Source organism: Psychrobacter sp. CX5 (assembly GCF_057621535.2).
The window spans coordinates 14199-35018 of record NZ_CM177735.1; the positions used below are offsets into that span (position 1 = coordinate 14199).

Below are 20820 nucleotides of genomic sequence, written 5' to 3' on the forward strand. Positions count from 1 at the left end.
TAGTGTATGACTTGGGTTTTTACCTCGAAAACACGTTTTTATTTACACGATAATGAAACGTTATTAGATGGCTTGTTACGAACGGGGCATGATGTCAATTTTCAATGTCGTGAAGGATATTGTGGCAGTTGTCGTGTTAAGTTAACGGCGTCTTCTTTTCCAGTGACTTATGTAACGCCACCTTTAGCAATGATCGAAAAAAATGAGATATTGCCGTGTTGTTGTCAGGTTCAAGGTATGATACATTTAAAAGATGTCACATAGATAGCCAAAGAAGTCTAAAATGGTTACAAGGGAATTGAGTGAAAGTAGCAAGTAATACGGGAGTAGGCTTAACGAGGTTAACGCCGTAACCGTTTAGTAGGTCGCTGACTATAGAATAAAAAGACCGCTATTAAAATTAAATAGCGGTCTTTTCGTCTCAATCGATTTATCAAATAACTGTCATTAAATCATAGCTTAACGTATGAGACATTATTGATAAGTTGACCCAACATCAGGTCGTTCCCCATTTTCAAACAGTTGAATAAGCTCTTCACGTAAGCGCTCGCGCTGTTCATCACTGATTGGATTACCCGTGCCTTCTGGTGGTTGAGGTGACTGCATCAACTCCTCAGGAACGCCAGAATCTTCAGGAACATCAGGCATTAACATCGTATTTTGAGTGGGACGTTCAGCTAAGGTAATATTGATATTCATATTCTTAGAATCTCGAAGCACTTGTACAGACAACACGGTATTCGGTAACTTACGTGCCACGTATTGGATCAAACGGTTGGCATCTGTCATCTCAACGCCATCAATCGACAAAATGACATCACCCACTTTAAGTCCACTTTTTGCAGCAGGACTATCTGGAATAATGCTTCGCACTTGAACACCAGTAGAACTATTTAAATCAGTAGGATCTCGAAGTTGTGATAATACTTCTATGCCTAGCCAGCCGCGGCTCACTTTACCGTCTTTGATAATGGCATTCATAACTTGCTCAACCAAGGCAGTAGGAATAGCAAAGCCTATACCCATTGAACCCCCTGATCGTGAGAATATGACGGTATTAATACCGACCAACTCACCCCTGGCGTCCACTAGTGCACCGCCAGAGTTACCAGGGTTAATAGCCGCATCTGTTTGGATAAAGTCTTCAAAAGTATTAACCCCTAGACCGGTACGACCAGTCGCTGAAATGATACCCTGAGTAACCGTTTGACCCACCCCAAACGGGTTCCCAATAGCCAAAGCAACATCCCCAACTTCAATCGGATTTTCTCTAAATGCTAAAGGCTCTAAGCCTGTCATATCCACTTTCACAACCGCTAAGTCGCTATCTGGATCAGTACCCACAACCTTGGCAACTGCTTTACGACCATCGTTTAACGCCACGACAATCTCATCAGCCTTTGCAATAACGTGCGCATTAGTGACGATATAACCATCTTTTGATACGATTACCCCTGAGCCTAAATTAGTCTCTGAACCAGCCTCTGGCATCTGTCCATGAAACTCATAAAAACGACGTAATACCGGATCACTCATATAAGGGTTTTGAGTCACTTTCTGAGTGGTATAAATATTTACCACTGAGCGAGACGCTCTCGCCACTGCATCATGATAGGAAGTGATTGGCTCAGGTCGATCTGAAATTCGATTAGCATTTAAAGGAATGGAGGTCGTTTCACTACGCGGGGGCTCCCACATCGATTGTTGACTGGTTTTTTGATCGATATAGACCCATATAAAAGCCGCGAGTACGGCAACCAATAACAGCCAAGGTAAAACCTTCCATAGGATATTCGAATTTGAAGATGTAGACATTTAGCTCCTCGATGGTCAAAATGTTGTAAGGCTACTAAACACATTTTATTTACAATAGGTACCTAATGCTTTAGCACCGAGTCTTATTATTGTGTATGCTAGCTTTTTAAAAGATTGGTTTGATTTCATTTAATTTGATACGTTTTTAGCTTAGATAGTTTTAAAGCGGAGTAAGTTTTAAGATGACCTCTAACTTTCAATTAAATTGAACTCATTCAATAAAAACTCTCTTAAACCGGCTAATACTATAACTTGCACTATTTTAGCATTTGTTAGGGTTTATCTGATACTTCTGCAACCTTAATAGCAACGATTAATTGTTAAGTTAATGTTACACAACATTTTTGACTGTCTATTTTTAGCAATAATCGGTTTTTAGCACTCTTTATTTACTATTTACTGATATAAATATAACACTATAGCCAGTTATTACCCGACTTAAACACCTGACTTAAACTTTTTATATCACTTATCTATACCTGTACAATAACTCTATTTTTATAGGAAAGAGCGTTTCTCTGAATTAACCTAAAATCAGTATCTAAACCTTAAAACGCTTAAAATCTTTTAAAATTGACCCTTTAAAATAAACACTTTTAATAAAAGACATTCTTAAAAAATGACACTTTGGATTGAAAATATGAGCAATGTAGCAATGACACCGTTAGAACTTGCGAAGTGGTGCGATGAGTATCTTAATGTCGCAGAATTTAAAGACTACTGTCCAAATGGACTGCAAGTTGATGCAGATACCCCCATTCAAAAAATCATAACTGGGGTTACTGCCACTCAAAACCTAATCGACGCTGCTATTGACGAAGGTGCAGATGCCATATTGGTGCATCATGGATATTTTTGGAAAGGTGAATCTCAGCCTTTGGTGGGTATGAAAGGCAAACGAATCAGAAGCTTGCTACAGAATAATATTTCACTACTTGCCTATCATCTGCCATTAGATGCGCATCCACTTATAGGAAATAATGCGATGCTAGCAAAACAGCTTGATCTTGAAATAATAGGAGCACTATATCCCAATGAGAAGAACCCTGTCGGTAATATAGCACGCTGCCAACCTGTTGCCATTGCTGATCTAATCAATAAAGTCACCCATCGCTTGCAGCGAACGCCTACCCATATTTCTGCTGGAAATGAATCTATAACCAAAATTGGCATCTGTACTGGAGGTGCTCAAGATATGATAGAACAAGCAGCGTTAATGGGTTGTCAGCTATATATTTCTGGAGAAATATCTGAACGTACCACTCACGCAGCTCGGGAATTAGGTATCGATTATTTAGCATGTGGACATCATGCGACTGAAATTGGTGGTATTAAAAGATTAGGTGAACTCATAGAACAACATCATGACTTAAACGTCACATTTATTGACGATCCTAACCCTGCATAATACCTAACTTGCTAGCTTTAACTGATCAATGTAATAAGCTTTGAAATGTTAAAAGATTACGATTGAAAGCAACAATTACCATTTTTAACCCAATTTAAAGTATAATATAGGCTATTAAGTAGTTATTGATTAAAAAAATTTAAAGACACTTTAATAGGTATGGTTCTTTATTAGAATAGTTATTGATGGAGTGTTTGGTTCAGTTTAGTAGTTGCTAACTAACCCTTGAATTTTTAGTATTTAAGCACCATATACTACTTAATTGGATAGCAAAATGTATGCCTAAGTACTATCAGGTTTATTTTGTTTTGCGGTGAACTGCCAATTTTACAAATCGTCGCAAGTGCGAATATTGACAATGGTCTAGCTTTTAATACCCTCTCTTGAATAGATTATTATTTAAGTGTTGAATACAAGTTATTGAATGCAATTGATAATATAGTTTTTTTTCATTATTGTCATTCATTATAGGTATGTGGTAAAAAGTATAGCCTGTCAAGGTTTTGATAGCATTCGTTTATTTATTTATTTTTATTTTATTTTAGTGTTTCGATTTTAATATTTAAGAATTATTTCTACCTTTGAAATATGCCTATTTAATTTATAAATCGAATATTCTAATAAACCGTTAATAAACTATTGCATTCAATATCAAAGACAAAATGTTAGACATGATTGACCATGCTTAAATGTAATGTTTCTATTATTTTTTAAGTTTATAGCGTTAGTTTGAATAGGTCAGTTATGAATAAGATGATTACCGAGTTTATGAGTTTCATTTCTAAACCTCGATATTCGTCCTATTTCTAACTAAATCGATATTACTTAGTAGCTATATCCACTAGGTCTGCGATTAAGTTACGTCTAGCGTTTTTTTGTTTTTAGTTCGTCTTGCTAGCAGCACTTTTAATGTTATAAGTTTTAAGCATTATTGTTTATTAGAGCATGATTCATTAGAGAATCACTCTATTTTTTAAATAATGTATTACTCACTTATACGGTTAAAACGTTATATTGACTCATTTTTAAGGTTTTTGATCTCAGCTAACGGTATTTTAATAATCCGTAAAGCGGGTCTAAACCAGGCAATTAATGCCTTTATGAGCGTCTTACTGATACGAGTTGTGTTATTTCTACTACGTATCATTAAAGATATTATAACGAATGTGTTGCTCATTACTGTGGCTTTAAAGAGAGCTTAATACAATGGTGTATTGACCTCCACACAGTATGGATGATTAGACAAAGGAGACATCCATGCAACGCATAACCTATTGGTTAAAAAGCAGCAAGGCATTTAAAACTAAATTACCCCTAAACTCTACTCAAAATTTTAAAAACGTACACCGTTCTTTATTCCCAAATCGCTCTATTAATCTAGCGTCTAAACAAATACCGGCGAATAAGAAATTTGCTAAAACTAAAATGCTAGCCAAAGTATCTAGCATAGCGCTACTCTCACTCCCTGCTGAAAGTATTACGACTTCTGTATTGAATACAGAATCGATGGCTTATGATACGGTTTTGTCCTCAAAAACTCTAACGTTAGCGTCAGTGGTTGGGGATAGCACCTTCTTTTCTACCGACGGTTTCCAACATGGATTTGGTTATGATGTCGCTCGATCATATGCCCATCAGTTAGGCGTCAACTTAGTTGTGAAAAGTTATAAATCGGACGAACAGGCACTCAAAGCAGTCCATCAAGGTAAGGCAGATATGGCGTTGACTACTGCTAGTACGCAGTTGGCTGAAGAGATGGCTGTATCTACCATTAATATTAGCTGTGGTTTCGACAACACCTTAGCCCAAAATGGACTACATCCTAAGACCAGTTGGAGCTTTCGGAGTAGTATCGATCCATTAGCGGTTAAAGCCAGTCACTTTTTGTGTGATGACGACCAACTTTTAAATACAGCCAAAATTGCAAACTTTTATGATCAGACTCTGTTGCAAGATAGTTATAACCGTGATCATTTTGAGAAAGCGCTTAACTCAAACTTGCCTCATTATAAGTCTTCTTTTCAAAAACAAGCCAATACCTATGATCATGATTGGGAATTATTAGTAGCAATGGGATATCAAGAGTCTCATCTTAATGCCGATGCCGTTTCTCCAACAGGTGTTAAAGGTATTATGATGTTGACAAGTAGTACCGCTAAAGCAATGGGCGTATCTGACAGAGTAGACCCCTACGAAAGTATTGGCGGTGGCGCACGTTACCTTGAACAAATGAAAGAAACCTTTAGTGATGTACCAGAGCCTGACCGATTGTGGTTTGCATTAGCTTCTTATAATATGGGTCCCAATGCCGTTAAAAAGATTCAAAGTAAATTAGCAAAATCTGGTCAAAACCCTAATAGCTGGTCCAATGTATACACTTACATGTCTGACAATGCATCAAGAAATTCTCGCTATGTGCAGTGTATGCACTACGTTACTAACATTCGCAGTTATCTAGAGACCCTAAAGACACGTACCACTTAGCATATTGTATGTTTAAATATTCAAATATATATGCCATAAAAAAAGAGCTCAAATTGAGCTCTTTTTATTTTTGTATATTTTACTGTACAGGCACTATCAAAGTCTGACCAATCTGTAGCATGGCGTTACTGCTAATGTTATTAAGCTCTGCAAACTTCTCAGGTGTCATACCATATTTACTAGCCAGACCAATCAAACTATCCCCTGACTTCACCTTGTAGGTGGTCGTGGTAGCCGGTATGGTAATCTTTTGACCTATTTTTAGCTGAGCATTGGTACTTAAACCATTTGCACTTGCCAACTGACTGACACTTAGTCCATTCTTACTGGCTAAGCGAATCAAAGAATCCCCCGATTGAACGGTATAGCTCCTACCCGTTGTTACGCCGGTAGTGCTATTGGCTGGCTTAGCACTGGTTGAGCTATTAGAGCTAGAAGCTGAGCCCTTATTAGGTACTTTCAATGTTTGGCCCACAAATAATCCCGCTGTAGGACTAATATTATTCGCAGAAGCAAGATCTTGGGTAGATACTCCAAAGTCACGGGCTAAGCTAATTAGCCCATCTCCTGCTTTAACTTTGTATGTGCCTGTATAAGATACATTAGAGTTAGTAGAAGACGAAGCTGATTTAGAGGTATTAGTAGTAGCACTGGAGCTACTGCTACTTCCACTAGGAATGGTAATCACTTGTCCAATTAACAAGTTAGAGGTCACACTTAAGTTATTGGCTTTGGCGAGATCACTAACAGAAATATTATATTTATTAGATAGACTCGTTAACGAATCGCCAGATTGAACTTTGTATTTAATAGTCTCATTATTGAGTCCTAAACTAATCTGCTCTTTACTAACGGGTAATTTTAGTTTTTGACCGCGCAGTAATTGAGTATTGGCAGGTATATTGTTTATGTCAGCAATAAGTGTATGAGATACACCTAATTTATTAGCAATACCGATTAAGGTCTCACCAGACTTAACGGTATAACTACTGGTTTCACCACGATAGGTACTAGCGGAGGATGAAGCGCTGTTTGAAGTCGTATTAGAGGATACAGAGCTTTTTGACGCTATAGCGGGTACGGTTAGACGTTGACCGACTAATAGCTGTTCATCAGTCTCTAAGTCATTCATAGCAGCGAGGGTATCAACGGATATATTGTATCGTGAAGCCAGCATTATCAGCCCTTCTCCACGTTTAACCGTATAACTTTCAGTTTTACCTGTATAGGCTGAAGCACTACTTGATTTAGCACTGCTCGAACTACCAGTATTAGACTCAACCATGCCTGGTATCAACCATAGCTTCTGCCCAACACGCAATTGAGCATTTGTTGATAAGCCATTATAACTGGCCAAACGAGACACACTGAGTCCCACGCGATTGGCAGTCCCTATCAATGTATCGCCAGGTCTAACAATATAAGTATTTGGCTTGGCTGCGCTCTGGCTAGAATCTGTTTCTGCCGTTGCTGAATCAAGCGGTAAAATAGGTCTTGCATTGTACAAGTACAGCTTTGATCCAGCTAACAAAGTAGCATTGGGGTTTATCTGGTTCCAATCTGCAATATCACGCCAATTCAACCCAGCTCTAGACGCGATATTTATTAGGGTATCACCCCGCTGAACCGTATAGATAGTGCGCTTTCCAGTGGGCTTTGGTGGAGTTGAGGATTGTTCGATTACTGGCTTGTCAAAACTAATTTTTTTCTCTTCGCCGCGCGCTTCAAGGATGGACTGTTGGGTTTGAATGGCCTCAAGTTTAATATTTCCATCAACCGAGCTGACTACTTCACCTACTTCAGGAGATTGTTGCCGAATTTGCTGGGAAATAAACTCTTTTTCCTGGGGTGACAAAGGCGGCTCTTGCACAATCGTATCATTTTTTGTCAATTGAGCAGAGGTCGTCGGTAAGGTGTTAGAGGACGCTAGTTCAGATTCTATTTTTTTCTTTTCTGATTGGCTGATTGGGGGTTCTTTAACAACGGTTGAATTTGTTGATGCAATAGGCTCGATATAAGTACTATTTTGTAGAGGTGCGTGTGCCTTAGCCGCAAATTCCGCAAGCCCTTCGGGTGACTTAGCCATTATTTCATATTGAGATTCAGGGATGGTATAAGGAGAGCCATTACCCCCAGTACCACTTAAACTACTAATCTTAGAATCTACTAACACATTAACTTGGTTAGGAATAATCACTCGATTAGGACCAGCAGGATCTATATTCCCTGTCGTCAATGAAGGGTTAAGAGCTTTTAGCTCATCGTAGCTTACCCCTGTAAGTTGAGAGACATCATATAAACTGACTCCATAATTTACTGGGACACTTCTAAAATGTTGACGATTTGCTATGGCGGGTAAATAAATACTATATTGGTCGGTATTTTTGATAATCTGAGCGACTGCTAGGAATCTGGGCACATAATGCATGGTTTCAGTAGGTAACGACAATGACCAGAAATCCGTAGGTAGACCTCTTTCTCGGTTAGCATCAATGGCGCGTTGCACTCTACCTGGTCCTGCGTTATAAGAAGCCAAAGCCAGCTCCCAGCTACCAAATTGATTATAGAGTGAGGTTAAGAAATCATAAGCTGCTCGTGTTGACTCAATGACATCCCGTCGACCATCATAAGTTGCCGTTTGGGTTAGACCATAGATACGGCCGGTACTAGGAATAAATTGCCAAAGACCCGCAGCCGCTGCATTGCTGGTACCAGTAGGGTCATAAGAGCTTTCGATCACCGGTAAAAGTGCCAATTCAGTTGGTATGTTACGACGTTCTGCTTCTCTTACCGTATGATATAAATAGCGACTGGCACGTGCCGTTAATCGATTGATATATTCTTGTCGGGTTATAAACCAATTTTTTTGCGCATCAATACGTTGTTGCTGACTAAACCCATAAGCGCTTTGGTCCATGCGAAAACCAGCACGCATTCTATCCCATAGATTACCGTACTGTTGAATAGCAAGTTTATCATCCTCAACCATTTTCATATCTGTCGCTTCAAGCAGATTCTCAAGCTCAGACAAACTATCATCGTCTAACAACGACGTACTATAACTTCCTTCAGTCGCTGGGACATTCGATACCGCATCATTCTGGGCAACTGGGATTCGACTAGTCTGAGAACTAGCCCCTCCTCTTACTGGTGCTGTATTATTACACCCGCTTAAGATGACAGAGCCCATAGCAATAACTAAAGGAAGCTTACAAAATGAAAGAGTAGATTTTCTAAAATTCATAGTAATAATGACCCAGTACAATAAATAGAAATCGTAAAGATTTAAGGTGCGTCTGCATCACAGTCATTTACGATTTAACGAGTAGAGAAAACTATATTTCGGTCAAAAAAATAGTCAATAAGGCAGTTAATCATTCAAAATCTTATGATAAATTTCGAATAAAGAAGAATAAATTAGATTGGGAATTTCAACTAATTTATCAATTTTAAACGATATGACTTTTAATAAATAGTACAGAATTTAATAAAAGTATTAAAATGTTTAGATTAATAAACTTAGATTTAACTACTTTGAACTATAAATTAGATCTATAAAACGGTTAAATACATTTAATACCATATAAATCAATTAAATGAGAACATTTAAATATTATGTTCAGCAAAAAAAGTAAATAATGAATCATCTTATTAAGTTTAGCTATTCAATTACTCAAATATCTTATTCATTTTACAATTCTTCAAGAAGATAACCTAACCGCTTAATACGTTATTCAATGGTTATTTGAGAGACCGCTCTTAATAATACAGCATTATTATTACTAGATCTTAATGTCGCTCTTGAGGTTGTGGTAAATGTTCTTCTAACACCGTCTTTTTTCCATGTTTCAACCGTTTTAACATCTGCTTTAGCCTGTGTACCGCTGGTCACTACATTTGAAATACTTATGTCATAGTTATAGCCATTAGTATTCGTCCAACTGTCCTGCAGCAAATTTAAATAGGCAGACTTATCCAAACTGGTTGTCTTACCACGACGGGATAATGAAATTATTGCTTCATCTGCTACTAAATTTGAAATTTGATTCAAGTTTTTACTGTTGGCAGCGGCTTTCATTTTAGTCGCGTAACTTTGTACATCTGCTTCAGTGATGTCAGCTGCTTGTGCCGTTGATGCCATCATAGATACAGCAGCAACCAACGCTACTGGGGCAACGATAGCGGTTAAGTACTTTGTAGAATTTAAGATAGACCTAGTCATTATTGCTTCCTTATTGAGTTTATGGTTGAGTACTCAAGTAGACTGTAAGTTAGTATCATCTAAGAATTTATAAACTTAGTTAATGTATACACTTTATCTTACTATAATTCGATGATGACTATCCTAGGTAAATCTTAACCTCTTGTAATTATTAGTCACAAAAAAGTTTAGTACTAAATTTTTAATAAAACTCTTCTTACAACAAAAAAGTAAGTTCGCTCTTAATCTATAGTCGGCGAACTTATAAAGAGTCACGGTGTTAACCTCGTTAAGCCTACTCCAGTATTACTTGCACTCGGTTACCTTGTGATTAGTTTAAAGTTCTTTGACTATAAGTCATGTATACCGTTAAAACGTACAACGAGCTCATTTAATAAAGTAAAATAAGGTTGATTCACCCAAAATATTTATGGTTATGCTCTAGAAGATCAATAACTTTCAACCCAAGCTCATGAGGTTTCACTCATTTATTAAAAATAAAAAGAGGCTATAGGCTCCTAAGAGTATTACTATTGATCAATTAATAGTTTAATTGATGAATGTATCATCATCCTCAACCAACATGCCTAAACGAGTGGCTCGACGCTGCATCATTTGTCTGGCTAAAACCTGCATGTCCTCTACCCTATCTACTTCATCAACAATCTCTAACCCTAATAACGTCTCCATGACATCTTCTAATGTAACAAGTCCTTTGACCTCTCCATACTCACCGACAATGACGGCAATATGAATACGTGTATTTAACATAAGGTCCAATAAATCAAATAATTTCATTTTTGAGAATACAAAAGTAATTTCACGCTTGTAACTCTCCAAAGGTTTGTCCATATGATTATTGGCTTTGGCTAGAAGTATATCTGACTTTAACACAAAGCCTGTGACCTTATCTAAATCACCATCGTAAATAGGTAATCTTGAGAACATAAGCTTCGGCCGGTTCGCCAACAGTTCAGCTACGGTTATAGACTGATCAAACGCATGCATCACAGAGCGCGGCGTCATGATATCTTCAACTTTAATAGCACCAAATGCCAAAAGATTTCGGATGATTCTAGATTCCAAAGGGTCAATTTGACCAGATTGTTCACCGACACTGGCTAAAGCAGCAAATTCATTGCGACTAAAAGTATGCGCTTTTTTACCACCAGTTAATAGCTTAGTGATCTTTTCAGATACCCATATAAGAGGATAAAGCACAAAGATAATGGCTTTAACAAAATAGGCGACAGGGCCAGATAACTGCCTCCAGTAAACCGTACCTAGAGTTTTAGGGATGATTTCAGAACCAATGAGAATAAATAAAGTCATAAGTGCTGAGAATACCCCAAACCATTCACTACCAAATACAATAGTTGCTTGTGCTCCTGCACCCAGCGAACCGACAGTGTGAGCCACAGTATTCAGGGTTAAGATTGCCGCAATTGACTGATCGATATTGTCAATTTTAACCTTCTTTAGCATCAGGGATTTTGTGGGATTTTCTTCTGCAATAGAGGCTACATAGGAAGGTGTCATGGTTAATAGTGCAGCTTCTGAAACTGAGCAGACAAAAGAGACCATGACAGACAGTAGCACAAAAGCCAACAGCAACATAACGTGGAAGCTGTAAGAAGACGTTTGTACCACTGCATCTGGATCTACACCACCCGCTGCATAGGCAACCAATGGCATGGAGACTAATAAGATTAATAGGGTAATGAATTTTTGAGATGGAAATAGAGATGTTCTAAATCGAGCTTTCAAGTCAAACACCTAATGTAATTAAAACAGAAAAGAAATTATGTATAACAGGATACCATTAATTTCCTTCAGTTTACATCCATTTATCATTAACGCCTTCTCTTAATGCTTTACCAGGCTTAAAATGGGGAATTGCTTTGGCTGGTACCTGTACCATCTCGCCCGTTTTCGGGTTTCGACCTTGTCGTGCTTCACGATGATGTAAGCAAAACGTTCCAAAACCACGTACTTCAATTCGATTATCGTTGGTTAATTCATCAGTGAGTAGTTCAAGAATTTCACGCACTGCGCCATCTACTTCTGTTTCAGAAATGTATTCACATCTGGCTGCAATATCTTGAATCAAATCTGATTTATTGATAGTTTTTGTCATATCCTATTGACCTTAATTAATAATGGTTAAATCGTTTTAAATTTCTAGTCCGTTAGAGAACTTAGAACAATAAAGGCATTAGGATATTTTACAGCTTTTTCATTAACTTTGAAACATAATTAAACAGTTAACATTCAATTTGACCAAAGTATTATACTATATTATTGATTTTTATAGAATTTAAAAAATTAAAATTGAATACTACTATTAGCTAGTTCAATACTAAATATAGAATTGAAGAGTAGATAATTAAAAAAAAGGAGTAACATCGAGGTTACTCCTTTTAAGGTTTAATAAATAATAAAGCTTAAGTATAACTATAGTGAATGATAATGATTAGTCTTGCATCTGCTCTTTGATCAAATCACCGATAGTTTTTGGCTGTGCTTCTGGAGCTGCCGTTTGCGTGCTACCAAGCTCTTTAATCGCTTGACGCTCTTCCGCTTCATCTTTAGATTTAATGGATAAGCTAATGCTACGTGACTTACGATCTACGCTAATGATTTTTGCTTCAACAGCATCACCAACATTTAAGTGCTTAGTTGCGTCTTCAACTTTATCACGTTGAATTTCTGATGCACGTAAGTAGCCTTCAACTTCATCCGCTAAAGTAATCGTTGCGCCCTTAGCGTCAACATCTTTAACGGTACCATTCACGATAGAACCACGATCGTTACCCACTAGGTATTCGTTGAATGGATCAGAGCTTAATTGCTTGATACCAAGACTAATACGATTAGCTTCAGCATCTACTGACAGAACCATAGCCTCAACAGTATCGCCCTTGTTGTAGTTACGGATTGCCTCTTCACCAGTTTCATTCCAAGAGATATCAGATAAGTGAACAAGACCATCAATACCGCCGTCAAGACCGATAAAGATACCGAAGTCAGTGATTGACTTGATCGTACCCGTTAGCTTATCACCGCGATCATATTTCTTATCAAACTCTTCCCATGGATTAGGTAGAGTCTGTTTGATACCTAGGCTGATTCGACGGCGTTCTTCATCAATATCTAAGATCATAACGTCAACTTCATCGCCAATCTGAACAACTTTAGAGGGGTGAATGTTTTTGTTAGTATGATCCATTTCTGATACGTGAACAAGACCTTCGATACCATCAGAAATTTCTGCAAAACAACCATAGTCAGTAAGGTTTGTAACGCGTGCTTTAACGATACTACCCACTGGGTAAGTGCCACCAACGTTATCCCAAGGATCTGTACCTAACTGTTTTAAGCCTAAGCTTACGCGGTTACGTTCACGGTCAAATTTAAGTACTTTAACTTTAAGATCTTGACCCACTTCGACGACTTCAGATGGGTGCTTGATACGGCGCCATGCCATATCAGTGATATGTAGTAGACCATCAATACCACCAAGATCTACGAATGCACCGTAGTCCGTTAGGTTTTTAACGATACCTTCTACTTCGATACCCTCTTCAAGCTTATTCAGTAGCTCTTCACGTTCAGCTGAGTTTTCAGCTTCCATAACCGCTTTACGGCTAACAACAACGTTGTTACGCTTTTGGTCAAGTTTTATAATTTTGAATTCAAGCTCTTTACCTTCAAGATGCGTCGTATCACGAATAGGACGGACATCCACTAAAGAACCTGGTAGGAATGCGCGTACTGAGCCGATATCAACTGTAAAACCACCTTTTACTTTACTAGAGATAATACCTTTGACGATTTCATCGCCTTCAAATAGTTTCTCAAGTGCATTCCATGTTTCAACACGTTTGGCTTTTTCACGTGATAGTAAGGTTTGACCCATACCATTGTCAACAGCTTCAACTACCACATCAACGCTATCGCCCACTGCTACTTCAAGCTCGCCATTGTCGTCTAAGAACTCTTCACGAGCAACCACACCCTCAGACTTTAAACCAGTGTCAACTGTAATCCAATCGCTATCGATTGCTACAACAGCACCGCTGATAACTGAGCCACGCTCAATATCAAGACCTTGCTCTTCTAGACTCGCTTCAAATAGTTCAGCAAATGATTCCATTATGATTACCTTAATATAGCCGTATCCTGTCCAGCACAGTACGGTTCAAGTTAATGTGGATAAAAGATTGACGCTGGTTTTTACTCTTTGTATCCACATTTAAAAAAATTGTTAAATTCTTAATTTTTAAAACACTAAAATTTTGTTGTTATCATACCGGTGATAACATAATTGAGGCTTAGCCTACTGACGCTCGACCTATTAAGGCTTAACCTACGTCTTAACGTTTAAGTTAAATACTAAAGCTAATACCTTTTTTTTGACAGAAACGTTTAATTTCATTAAATACGTCATCGGCACTCATGTGTGAGCTATCAAGAACTAAGGCATCTTCCGCAGGTTTAGAGGGAGCCACTTCTCGATTTTCATCACGCTCGTCTCTTTCCTGAATGTTATTCAAAATAGTTTCATAATCTACAGTCTGCCCTGCTTGCTGCAATTGCTTAACACGTCTATCTGCTCGAGCTTCGGCACTGGCTGTCAGATATATTTTGACATCAGCATTGGGAAACACTACCGTCCCCATATCGCGTCCATCTGCAATGAGGCCTGATTTATTGGCCATATTTTGCTGTAGTTCCAATAAAGCCGATCTTACTTTTGGTAGAGCGGCTACTTTGGATGCATAACCACCAACCGTCTCGTTTCTAATCTCGCCTGCGACATTTGAATCATTGACAATGATATCTACTTCACCTGATTCACGCGGCAAAAATTTAATATCTAAGCTCTGCGTTAACTTTGCTATGTTTTCTTCGTCATTATTACCCAATTCTTGATCAGGTAACAATCCAGATTCAAATGCCTTTAAACCCACAATGCGATACAAAGCACCTGAATCCAGTAAGCGATAATTCAACGCTTGTGCCAACTGCAAACAAACTGTTCCTTTTCCAGCGCCACTTGGGCCATCAATGGTAATAACAGGAAAGCTCATTAATTATATCACCTACTGATTATTAACTTATTTTTAACGACTAGTTAAGTGCGCTTGTGTGCAATTTATGGGTTATAAGTCTTAAATTAAAACGTATATTACCAATTGTTTAATTGCATTAAACATAAATAGGGCGGGATTATAACAAAAAATCAACTTATTCACCAGCTAAATTTAACCCTAAGAATAATTAAGGCTCATATTAAGGTAGCTTATTCAATTCTCTCTTTTTAGACCGCCGAGCACGAAAAAAGCGTTTTAATTGTTGCTGACTTTCAATGGACAATAACCCTGAATGAACCGTTATTTTATGATTGTAAAAGTCCATATCAGTCAAATTTAGCTGACTACCAACCATACCCGCACGAGGCTCATAGGTAGAAAAGACAAGCCTTGATAATCGAGCATGTATTAATGCGCCTATACACATTGTACAAGGCTCTAAGGTTACGTATAACGTTGTATTCGGTGGTAACCTATAATTATTTATGGCGCCACTAGCCTCACGTAATGCCACAATTTCGGCATGTGCCGTGGGGTCACAACGACGTATTGGCTGATTAAACCCCTTCCCGATAATTTGGTTATCACATACCAGTAATGCGCCAACCGGCACTTCTTGATTTCCTGCGCCCTGCTGAGCCAATGCCAAAGCTTGACGCATGTAATTTACATCGTTAATAGACCAATACTTGGCGCTGGCACTAAACTTTGCATAGTTTGACTCATTGTCAAATTTGAACGGCGGGCTTAACGCGTTAGCGTGACTCATAATTTTGATTAACCTACTGCGGCAGTTGCCAGTCTATCGGCGTTTTACCATGCTGTAGTAGGTAATCATTGGCCTTTGAAAATGGTTTTGTACCAAAAAAACCACCTCTATTGGCCGCTAAGGGTGACGGATGTACCGCTGATAAAATCAAATGTTTTTCTGTATCAATAAACCTACCTTTCAGCTTCGCCTTACTACCCCATAGTATAAAAACCGTATGCTGAGTATGTTCATTAACCACATCAATAACAGCATCTGTAAACTGCTCCCAGCCCTTAGCTTGATGACTACCTGCTATGCCCTCCTCTACCGTCAGTGATGTGTTCAATAATAGTACACCTTGCTGTGCCCAGTGCGTTAAATCACCATGTTTGGGAGGCAAAGTCCCGATATCATCTGCCATTTCTTTTAAAATATTATTTAATGATGGCGGCTTAGGTATAGTTTTAGGTACCGAAAAGGACAAACCCATCGCCTGCCCTGGTCCGTGATAAGGGTCTTGACCCAAGATTACGACTTTGACGTCCGATAATGGGGTTAAATTAAACGCATTAAACATCAAGCTGGCTTTAGGATAGATACTTTTCTCTGAAGCATACTCTTGCTTGAGAAACTGTCGTAATTTATCCATATTATGCGACGTTAACTCATCTGATAACGCCTGCTTCCAGTCTTCAGGCATCTGTACTCTAGCCAAAATTGCTTGCTTTTCGGCATCAGTTTTATGATTTTCTGCCTCTTCTAATAATTGCATATCTTCACTCTTTTATGAATAACTGGGTTAGTCCTGTTCATGTTAATGTTAGTGCTTATACTCATTATAGTGGATATTTATAAATTTGGTTTGGAAAAAAAGAGGCCAACCTTAGGTTAACCTCTTTTTTATTGAAAAACGCTATGATAAAAATTGCTTGAAAGTTAATACTTATCCCTAAAGAGACTTATCTAGACTAATATTAACCTTCAGCGTACTCAACGCCACGTTGACCATGTTTCTCAACCACCGCGAGTAAGATTCGACTGCCTTCAGCGGCTGCTTTACCATCATCATCAACTGGCTCATCGAACGCTTCATCGGATAGTGTCACATGGACAGCCCCACCCTCGGCTAAGTCACCAAATAAAACCATATTAGCTAGAGGCTTTTTAATCTCGTTTTGGATGAGTCGTTGCATTGGACGTGCCCCCATTAAGCGATCATAGCCTTTTTCCGCTAAGTAATCACGAACGGCATCATCAATTTCTAATACCACTTGTTTGTCATCAAGCTGCGCTTGCAATTCAACTAAGAACTTATCAACAACAGAGACCACTACAGATGGATCTAGCGCATTAAACTGAATAATGGCATCTAGACGGTTTCGGAACTCAGGCGTAAACACTCGGTTCATCGCCTCTGTATTATCTCGGCTGTGATCTTGCTTAGTAAAGCCCATTGACGCACGGCTGATATTTTCAGCTCCTACATTGGTAGTCATAATTAGAATAACTTGCTTAAAGCTAGCCACACGACCATTGTTATCGGTCAGCGTACCATGATCCATAACTTGTAATAACAAATTAAAGACATCAGGATGAGCTTTTTCAATTTCATCCAGTAGCAACACGCAATGTGGGTGCTGGTTAATTTTTTCAGTTAATAAACCGCCCTGATCAAATCCGACATAGCCTGGAGGCGCTCCAATCAATCGAGATGCGGTATGCGCTTCCATATATTCTGACATATCAAAACGTATGAGCTCAATGCCCATTAAATTAGCCAATTGTTTTGAGACCTCAGTCTTACCTACACCAGTAGGACCTGCAAACATGAAAGATCCAATCGGTTTTTCAGCAGACTTTAGTCCTGCGCGTGACAGTTTTATAGCATCAGATAACGTCTTAATGGCTTCATCCTGACCAAATACTAAGCGTTTTAAATCACGTTCAAGATGCTGCAACAAGGATTTATCATCATTCGATACTGATTTGGGTGGAATACGTGCCAATTTGGAGATAATAGCTTCAATATCTTCAACATCGATCACGACAGGCGCTTTAACAGCATCATCCTTTTCTTCATCACTACTTGTCTCAGTATCAGTTTCGGCTACATCAGCATTACCTTCACTTTGTGAGAGCATTTCGTCAACGACTTTTTCACTTTCTTTATTATCGTCGTCCATTGCTGAAGTGATATCACTGTCCGTATTATCAGTATTCAGGTCAGATACATTGTCATCAGTGCTACCCTCAGCACTATCGGATTCACTCTCTCGCGTTTCTAGCTGATCATCTGACTTTATAAGTGACTCATTGTCATCAAAGTCAGCTTCAAATTCAGAACTGTTGAGTTCATCAATCAAACTGTTTTCATCTTCAACCTGATCGGCATTTGGGGTAATTCCTAAACGTTTGTATGCACCCGCCTCATCGATAACATCAATTGCCTTATCAGGTAAAAACCGTTCATGAATATGTTTGGCTGATAAATTAACAGCACTAACCAAGGCCGCATCCGTGTATTCAACATTATGAAACTCTTCATAACGAGACTTTAAACCTCGCAGAATGTCAATACTGTCATCAATGCTTGGCTCATTGACATCAATTTTCTGAAAACGACGTGATAAAGCATGGTCTTTTTCAAATACTTGACGATATTCAGTAAAGGTTGTTGAACCTATACATCTTAATTCACCATTTGCCAATGCAGGTTTAATTAAATTTGACACGTCCATATTGCTGCTCATTGAGGAGCCAGCCCCAATAATCATATGGATTTCATCAATAAATAGGATGGCGTTGGGACTATCTTTTAAAGCCTCAAGTAGAGACTTCATACGTTTCTCAAAGTCCCCACGATACTTAGTTCCAGCAATTAAAGAACCAATATCAAGGCTGTAAATAACGCAGCCTTGTAATGGCTTTGGGGCTTTGTTATTTATGATCAACCATGCCAAACCTTCAGCAATAGATGTTTTACCCACGCCAGGATCACCAACCAGTAAAGGGTTGTTTTTACGACGGCGACATAATACTTGCGCAGTACGTTCGATTTCACTAGAACGACCGATTAAGGGATCTGTTTTACCCTCAGCAGCCCGTTTGTTTAAATTTTGAGCAAATTCAGTAAGCGGGTCTTTCTTATTTTTAACCCCCTTGGCATCAGTCGCTTCTGCATCTGCGGCGCTGCTCCGAGATTCATCTCCTTCGGCACCATGAGATAAATACTGGGTAAGCTCAAGGCGACTAACGCCCTGTTTCTTCAGTAAATAAACCGCATAGGTATCATGTTCTGAAAACATTGATACCAAGATATCAGAGCCTTCAACAAGTCTACCTGAGCCAATCGACTGTACGTGGAAAATGGCGCGTTGGAGAATGCGATCAAAACTCTGAGTCGCTTGTGGTGTCTGCTCCAAATCAGCATCAATAGTAGGGGTATGTTTCTCAATATAGGCTTCAAGATCAGAGCGTAAACTGGTAATATCTGCGCCACAAGACTTTAAGGTTGTGACAGCATTATTATTCTCAAGCAATGCTAATAGCAAATGCTCGACCGTTAAATATTCGTGTGACTTTTGCCGTGCTAACGTCATGGCTAAACGTAATGAAACTTCGAGATGACGACTTAACATAGATATGTCCTGATAGTTTTATAATTTTATAAATTGGTCAAATAGTTAATAATAAGATTAGGCATACTATTAACTATAGCAAGTTAATATATATTTGGGTTATCTAATTTAGTGTGAATCTAATTCTGTTATGTAACTGTCATGATACATTAAAGGTTGAGATCACATAAAGTATAAGCATTTATCATGCCTCATTTTAGACTGACAAACCAAAACGTTTATATTGCTGTCGAACACCCATTGATAATATATCTATTGACAGCTATTTCTACGGTTTTTAACGATACAGATACTAGTTTTACGGTTATTGGTTCAATAGTTAATCATATAAACGGGATAATTAACGAGCAAAGCAGTGTAAATGTTTAAAAGGGTTATTTTTCGTTCGATAAAAACGTGAATTAATCTAAAAAAACCGTCAATACTGCATTAATACATACCACCAAGAAATCTCATGAGATATCAGCGTCAATACTCGACCGCAACCTGATAACCAGGCGCAACTTCTTTAACTGCAACTATTGGTGGTTTTAAAAAACGATTTTAAATGTTGTCACAATAGCTGATTTATAGAGGCAATTTGAACGGTTAATTTGATCAGTACACTAACTAAGTAAGGTTATGAACGGTAAAAATCAAGTCTATACTCAAATTATGTAGGATTTAAATGCTTCAAGATAGCAAAGAATATTCTCTAAGCTATAAATAGGGTAATAATAATGATTTAAAATTTGCAAACAATCACTAGTAGACTTTCAAAGTGAATTGATTGATAGCGTTGAAAGGACATTTGCGATGACTGGAAATTAAAAGAGGGTTTACTTATTATAAGAGAGAAGGATTAAGTGGGAAGGGATTAAAAAAATTTATTAGGAAAGCTATTAACAAAATATATTTATACGAAACCTATAGTACTAATAAGTAAGGTTTAGGATAGTAGTAGATAAAGAAATTATCCTTGATGAGGCTCAATCTGAGTTAAAAGAGGATAGCCTTCTTTGCGAGCAGTTTGATTGACTTTCTTAGCTTTAGTCTCTGCAATATCTTTAGGATAAATACCTGCGATACCACGTCCTTGATGATGAATGTTCAGCATAATTTCAACGGCCTTGTCAGCATTATGACGAAACTCTGACTGTAATACATACACGACAAACTCCATTGGTGTATAGTCATCATTGTACATGACGACTGCATACATAGGCGGCTCAGCTATTTCAGGCTCTGCCACCATAATTTCAACTTCAGCCTCTTCCTCGTTTTCCTCGTCAATTAATTTAGAAGGCGTAGTCTTTAAAGGATACGACTTAGGTAGAGTGGCTGGGTGGTGCCAATCTGCTAAAACGGACTCTTCAAGAATCATCAGAGTTTCAGTGTCGATAGGTTCAATCATAAGTTATATTTATTTAGTCAGTATATGTTGATAA

The 20820-nt window shown here is 38.2% G+C and carries 14 protein-coding genes; 3 read left to right on the forward strand and 11 right to left on the reverse strand.

Annotated elements, in window-relative coordinates; genetic code table 11:
• The first annotated feature begins 6 nt into the window (after positions 1-6).
• A complete protein-coding gene (yfaE, locus tag AC21OG_RS00060; RefSeq protein ID WP_487376908.1) occupies positions 7-264 on the forward strand; it encodes a class I ribonucleotide reductase maintenance protein YfaE in 258 nt (85 codons plus the stop codon).
• Positions 265-474: 210 nt separating this feature from the next.
• On the opposite strand, the gene AC21OG_RS00065 is transcribed toward yfaE, so the two are convergent.
• On the reverse strand, positions 475-1815 hold the full coding sequence (locus AC21OG_RS00065; protein WP_486546472.1) for a S1C family serine protease: 1341 nt from the start codon (positions 1813-1815) through the stop codon (positions 475-477).
• 640 nt (positions 1816-2455) lie between these two features.
• On the opposite strand from AC21OG_RS00065, the gene AC21OG_RS00070 reads away from it, so the two are divergent.
• Together AC21OG_RS00070 and AC21OG_RS00075 are read left to right on the forward strand one after the other, a co-directional pair.
• Positions 2456-3223, forward strand: a complete 768-nt coding sequence (locus tag AC21OG_RS00070) for a Nif3-like dinuclear metal center hexameric protein (RefSeq protein WP_487376910.1) — start codon at positions 2456-2458, stop codon at positions 3221-3223.
• A 1257-nt stretch (positions 3224-4480) separates the two neighbouring features.
• Complete coding sequence (locus AC21OG_RS00075) at positions 4481-5707, forward strand: MltF family protein (protein ID WP_487376912.1); 1227 nt, start codon at positions 4481-4483, stop codon at positions 5705-5707.
• A gap of 79 nt (positions 5708-5786) precedes the next feature.
• Here AC21OG_RS00075 and AC21OG_RS00080 read toward each other — a convergent pair whose 3' ends face one another.
• The 10 genes from AC21OG_RS00080 to clpS all read right to left on the reverse strand — a co-directional run bounded on the left by AC21OG_RS00080 (position 5787) and on the right by clpS (position 20786).
• Positions 5787-8951 carry a LysM peptidoglycan-binding domain-containing protein gene (locus AC21OG_RS00080; RefSeq protein ID WP_487376914.1) on the reverse strand — a complete coding sequence of 1055 codons (3165 nt, stop codon included), beginning with the start codon at positions 8949-8951 and terminating at the stop codon, positions 5787-5789.
• Positions 8952-9437: 486 nt separating this feature from the next.
• The gene (locus tag AC21OG_RS00085; RefSeq protein WP_487376916.1) at positions 9438-9929 is read right to left on the reverse strand and encodes a hypothetical protein; all 492 of its coding nucleotides are present in this window, start codon (positions 9927-9929) and stop codon (positions 9438-9440) included.
• 528 nt (positions 9930-10457) lie between these two features.
• Positions 10458-11675, reverse strand: a complete 1218-nt coding sequence (locus AC21OG_RS00090) for a CNNM domain-containing protein (RefSeq protein ID WP_486546467.1) — start codon at positions 11673-11675, stop codon at positions 10458-10460.
• Positions 11676-11745: 70 nt separating this feature from the next.
• Complete coding sequence (locus tag AC21OG_RS00095) at positions 11746-12045, reverse strand: integration host factor subunit beta (RefSeq protein WP_486546466.1); 300 nt, start codon at positions 12043-12045, stop codon at positions 11746-11748.
• Positions 12046-12381: 336 nt separating this feature from the next.
• The gene (rpsA, locus tag AC21OG_RS00100; RefSeq protein WP_487376919.1) at positions 12382-14064 is read right to left on the reverse strand and encodes a 30S ribosomal protein S1; all 1683 of its coding nucleotides are present in this window, start codon (positions 14062-14064) and stop codon (positions 12382-12384) included.
• A gap of 232 nt (positions 14065-14296) precedes the next feature.
• Positions 14297-15001, reverse strand: a complete 705-nt coding sequence (cmk, locus tag AC21OG_RS00105) for a (d)CMP kinase (RefSeq protein WP_486546464.1) — start codon at positions 14999-15001, stop codon at positions 14297-14299.
• A gap of 202 nt (positions 15002-15203) precedes the next feature.
• Positions 15204-15773: a tRNA adenosine(34) deaminase TadA gene (tadA, locus tag AC21OG_RS00110; protein ID WP_487376921.1), complete on the reverse strand. Its 570-nt coding sequence runs from the start codon at positions 15771-15773 to the stop codon at positions 15204-15206.
• 13 nt (positions 15774-15786) lie between these two features.
• On the reverse strand, positions 15787-16527 hold the full coding sequence (locus tag AC21OG_RS00115) for a uracil-DNA glycosylase (protein ID WP_487376923.1): 741 nt from the start codon (positions 16525-16527) through the stop codon (positions 15787-15789).
• Positions 16528-16729: 202 nt separating this feature from the next.
• Positions 16730-19393 (reverse strand): AAA family ATPase, encoded by a 2664-nt coding sequence (locus AC21OG_RS00120; protein WP_487376925.1) that lies wholly within the window; start codon positions 19391-19393, stop codon positions 16730-16732.
• A 952-nt stretch (positions 19394-20345) separates the two neighbouring features.
• On the reverse strand, positions 20346-20786 hold the full coding sequence (gene clpS, locus AC21OG_RS00125; protein ID WP_486546460.1) for an ATP-dependent Clp protease adapter ClpS: 441 nt from the start codon (positions 20784-20786) through the stop codon (positions 20346-20348).
• Positions 20787-20820 lie beyond the last annotated feature (34 nt).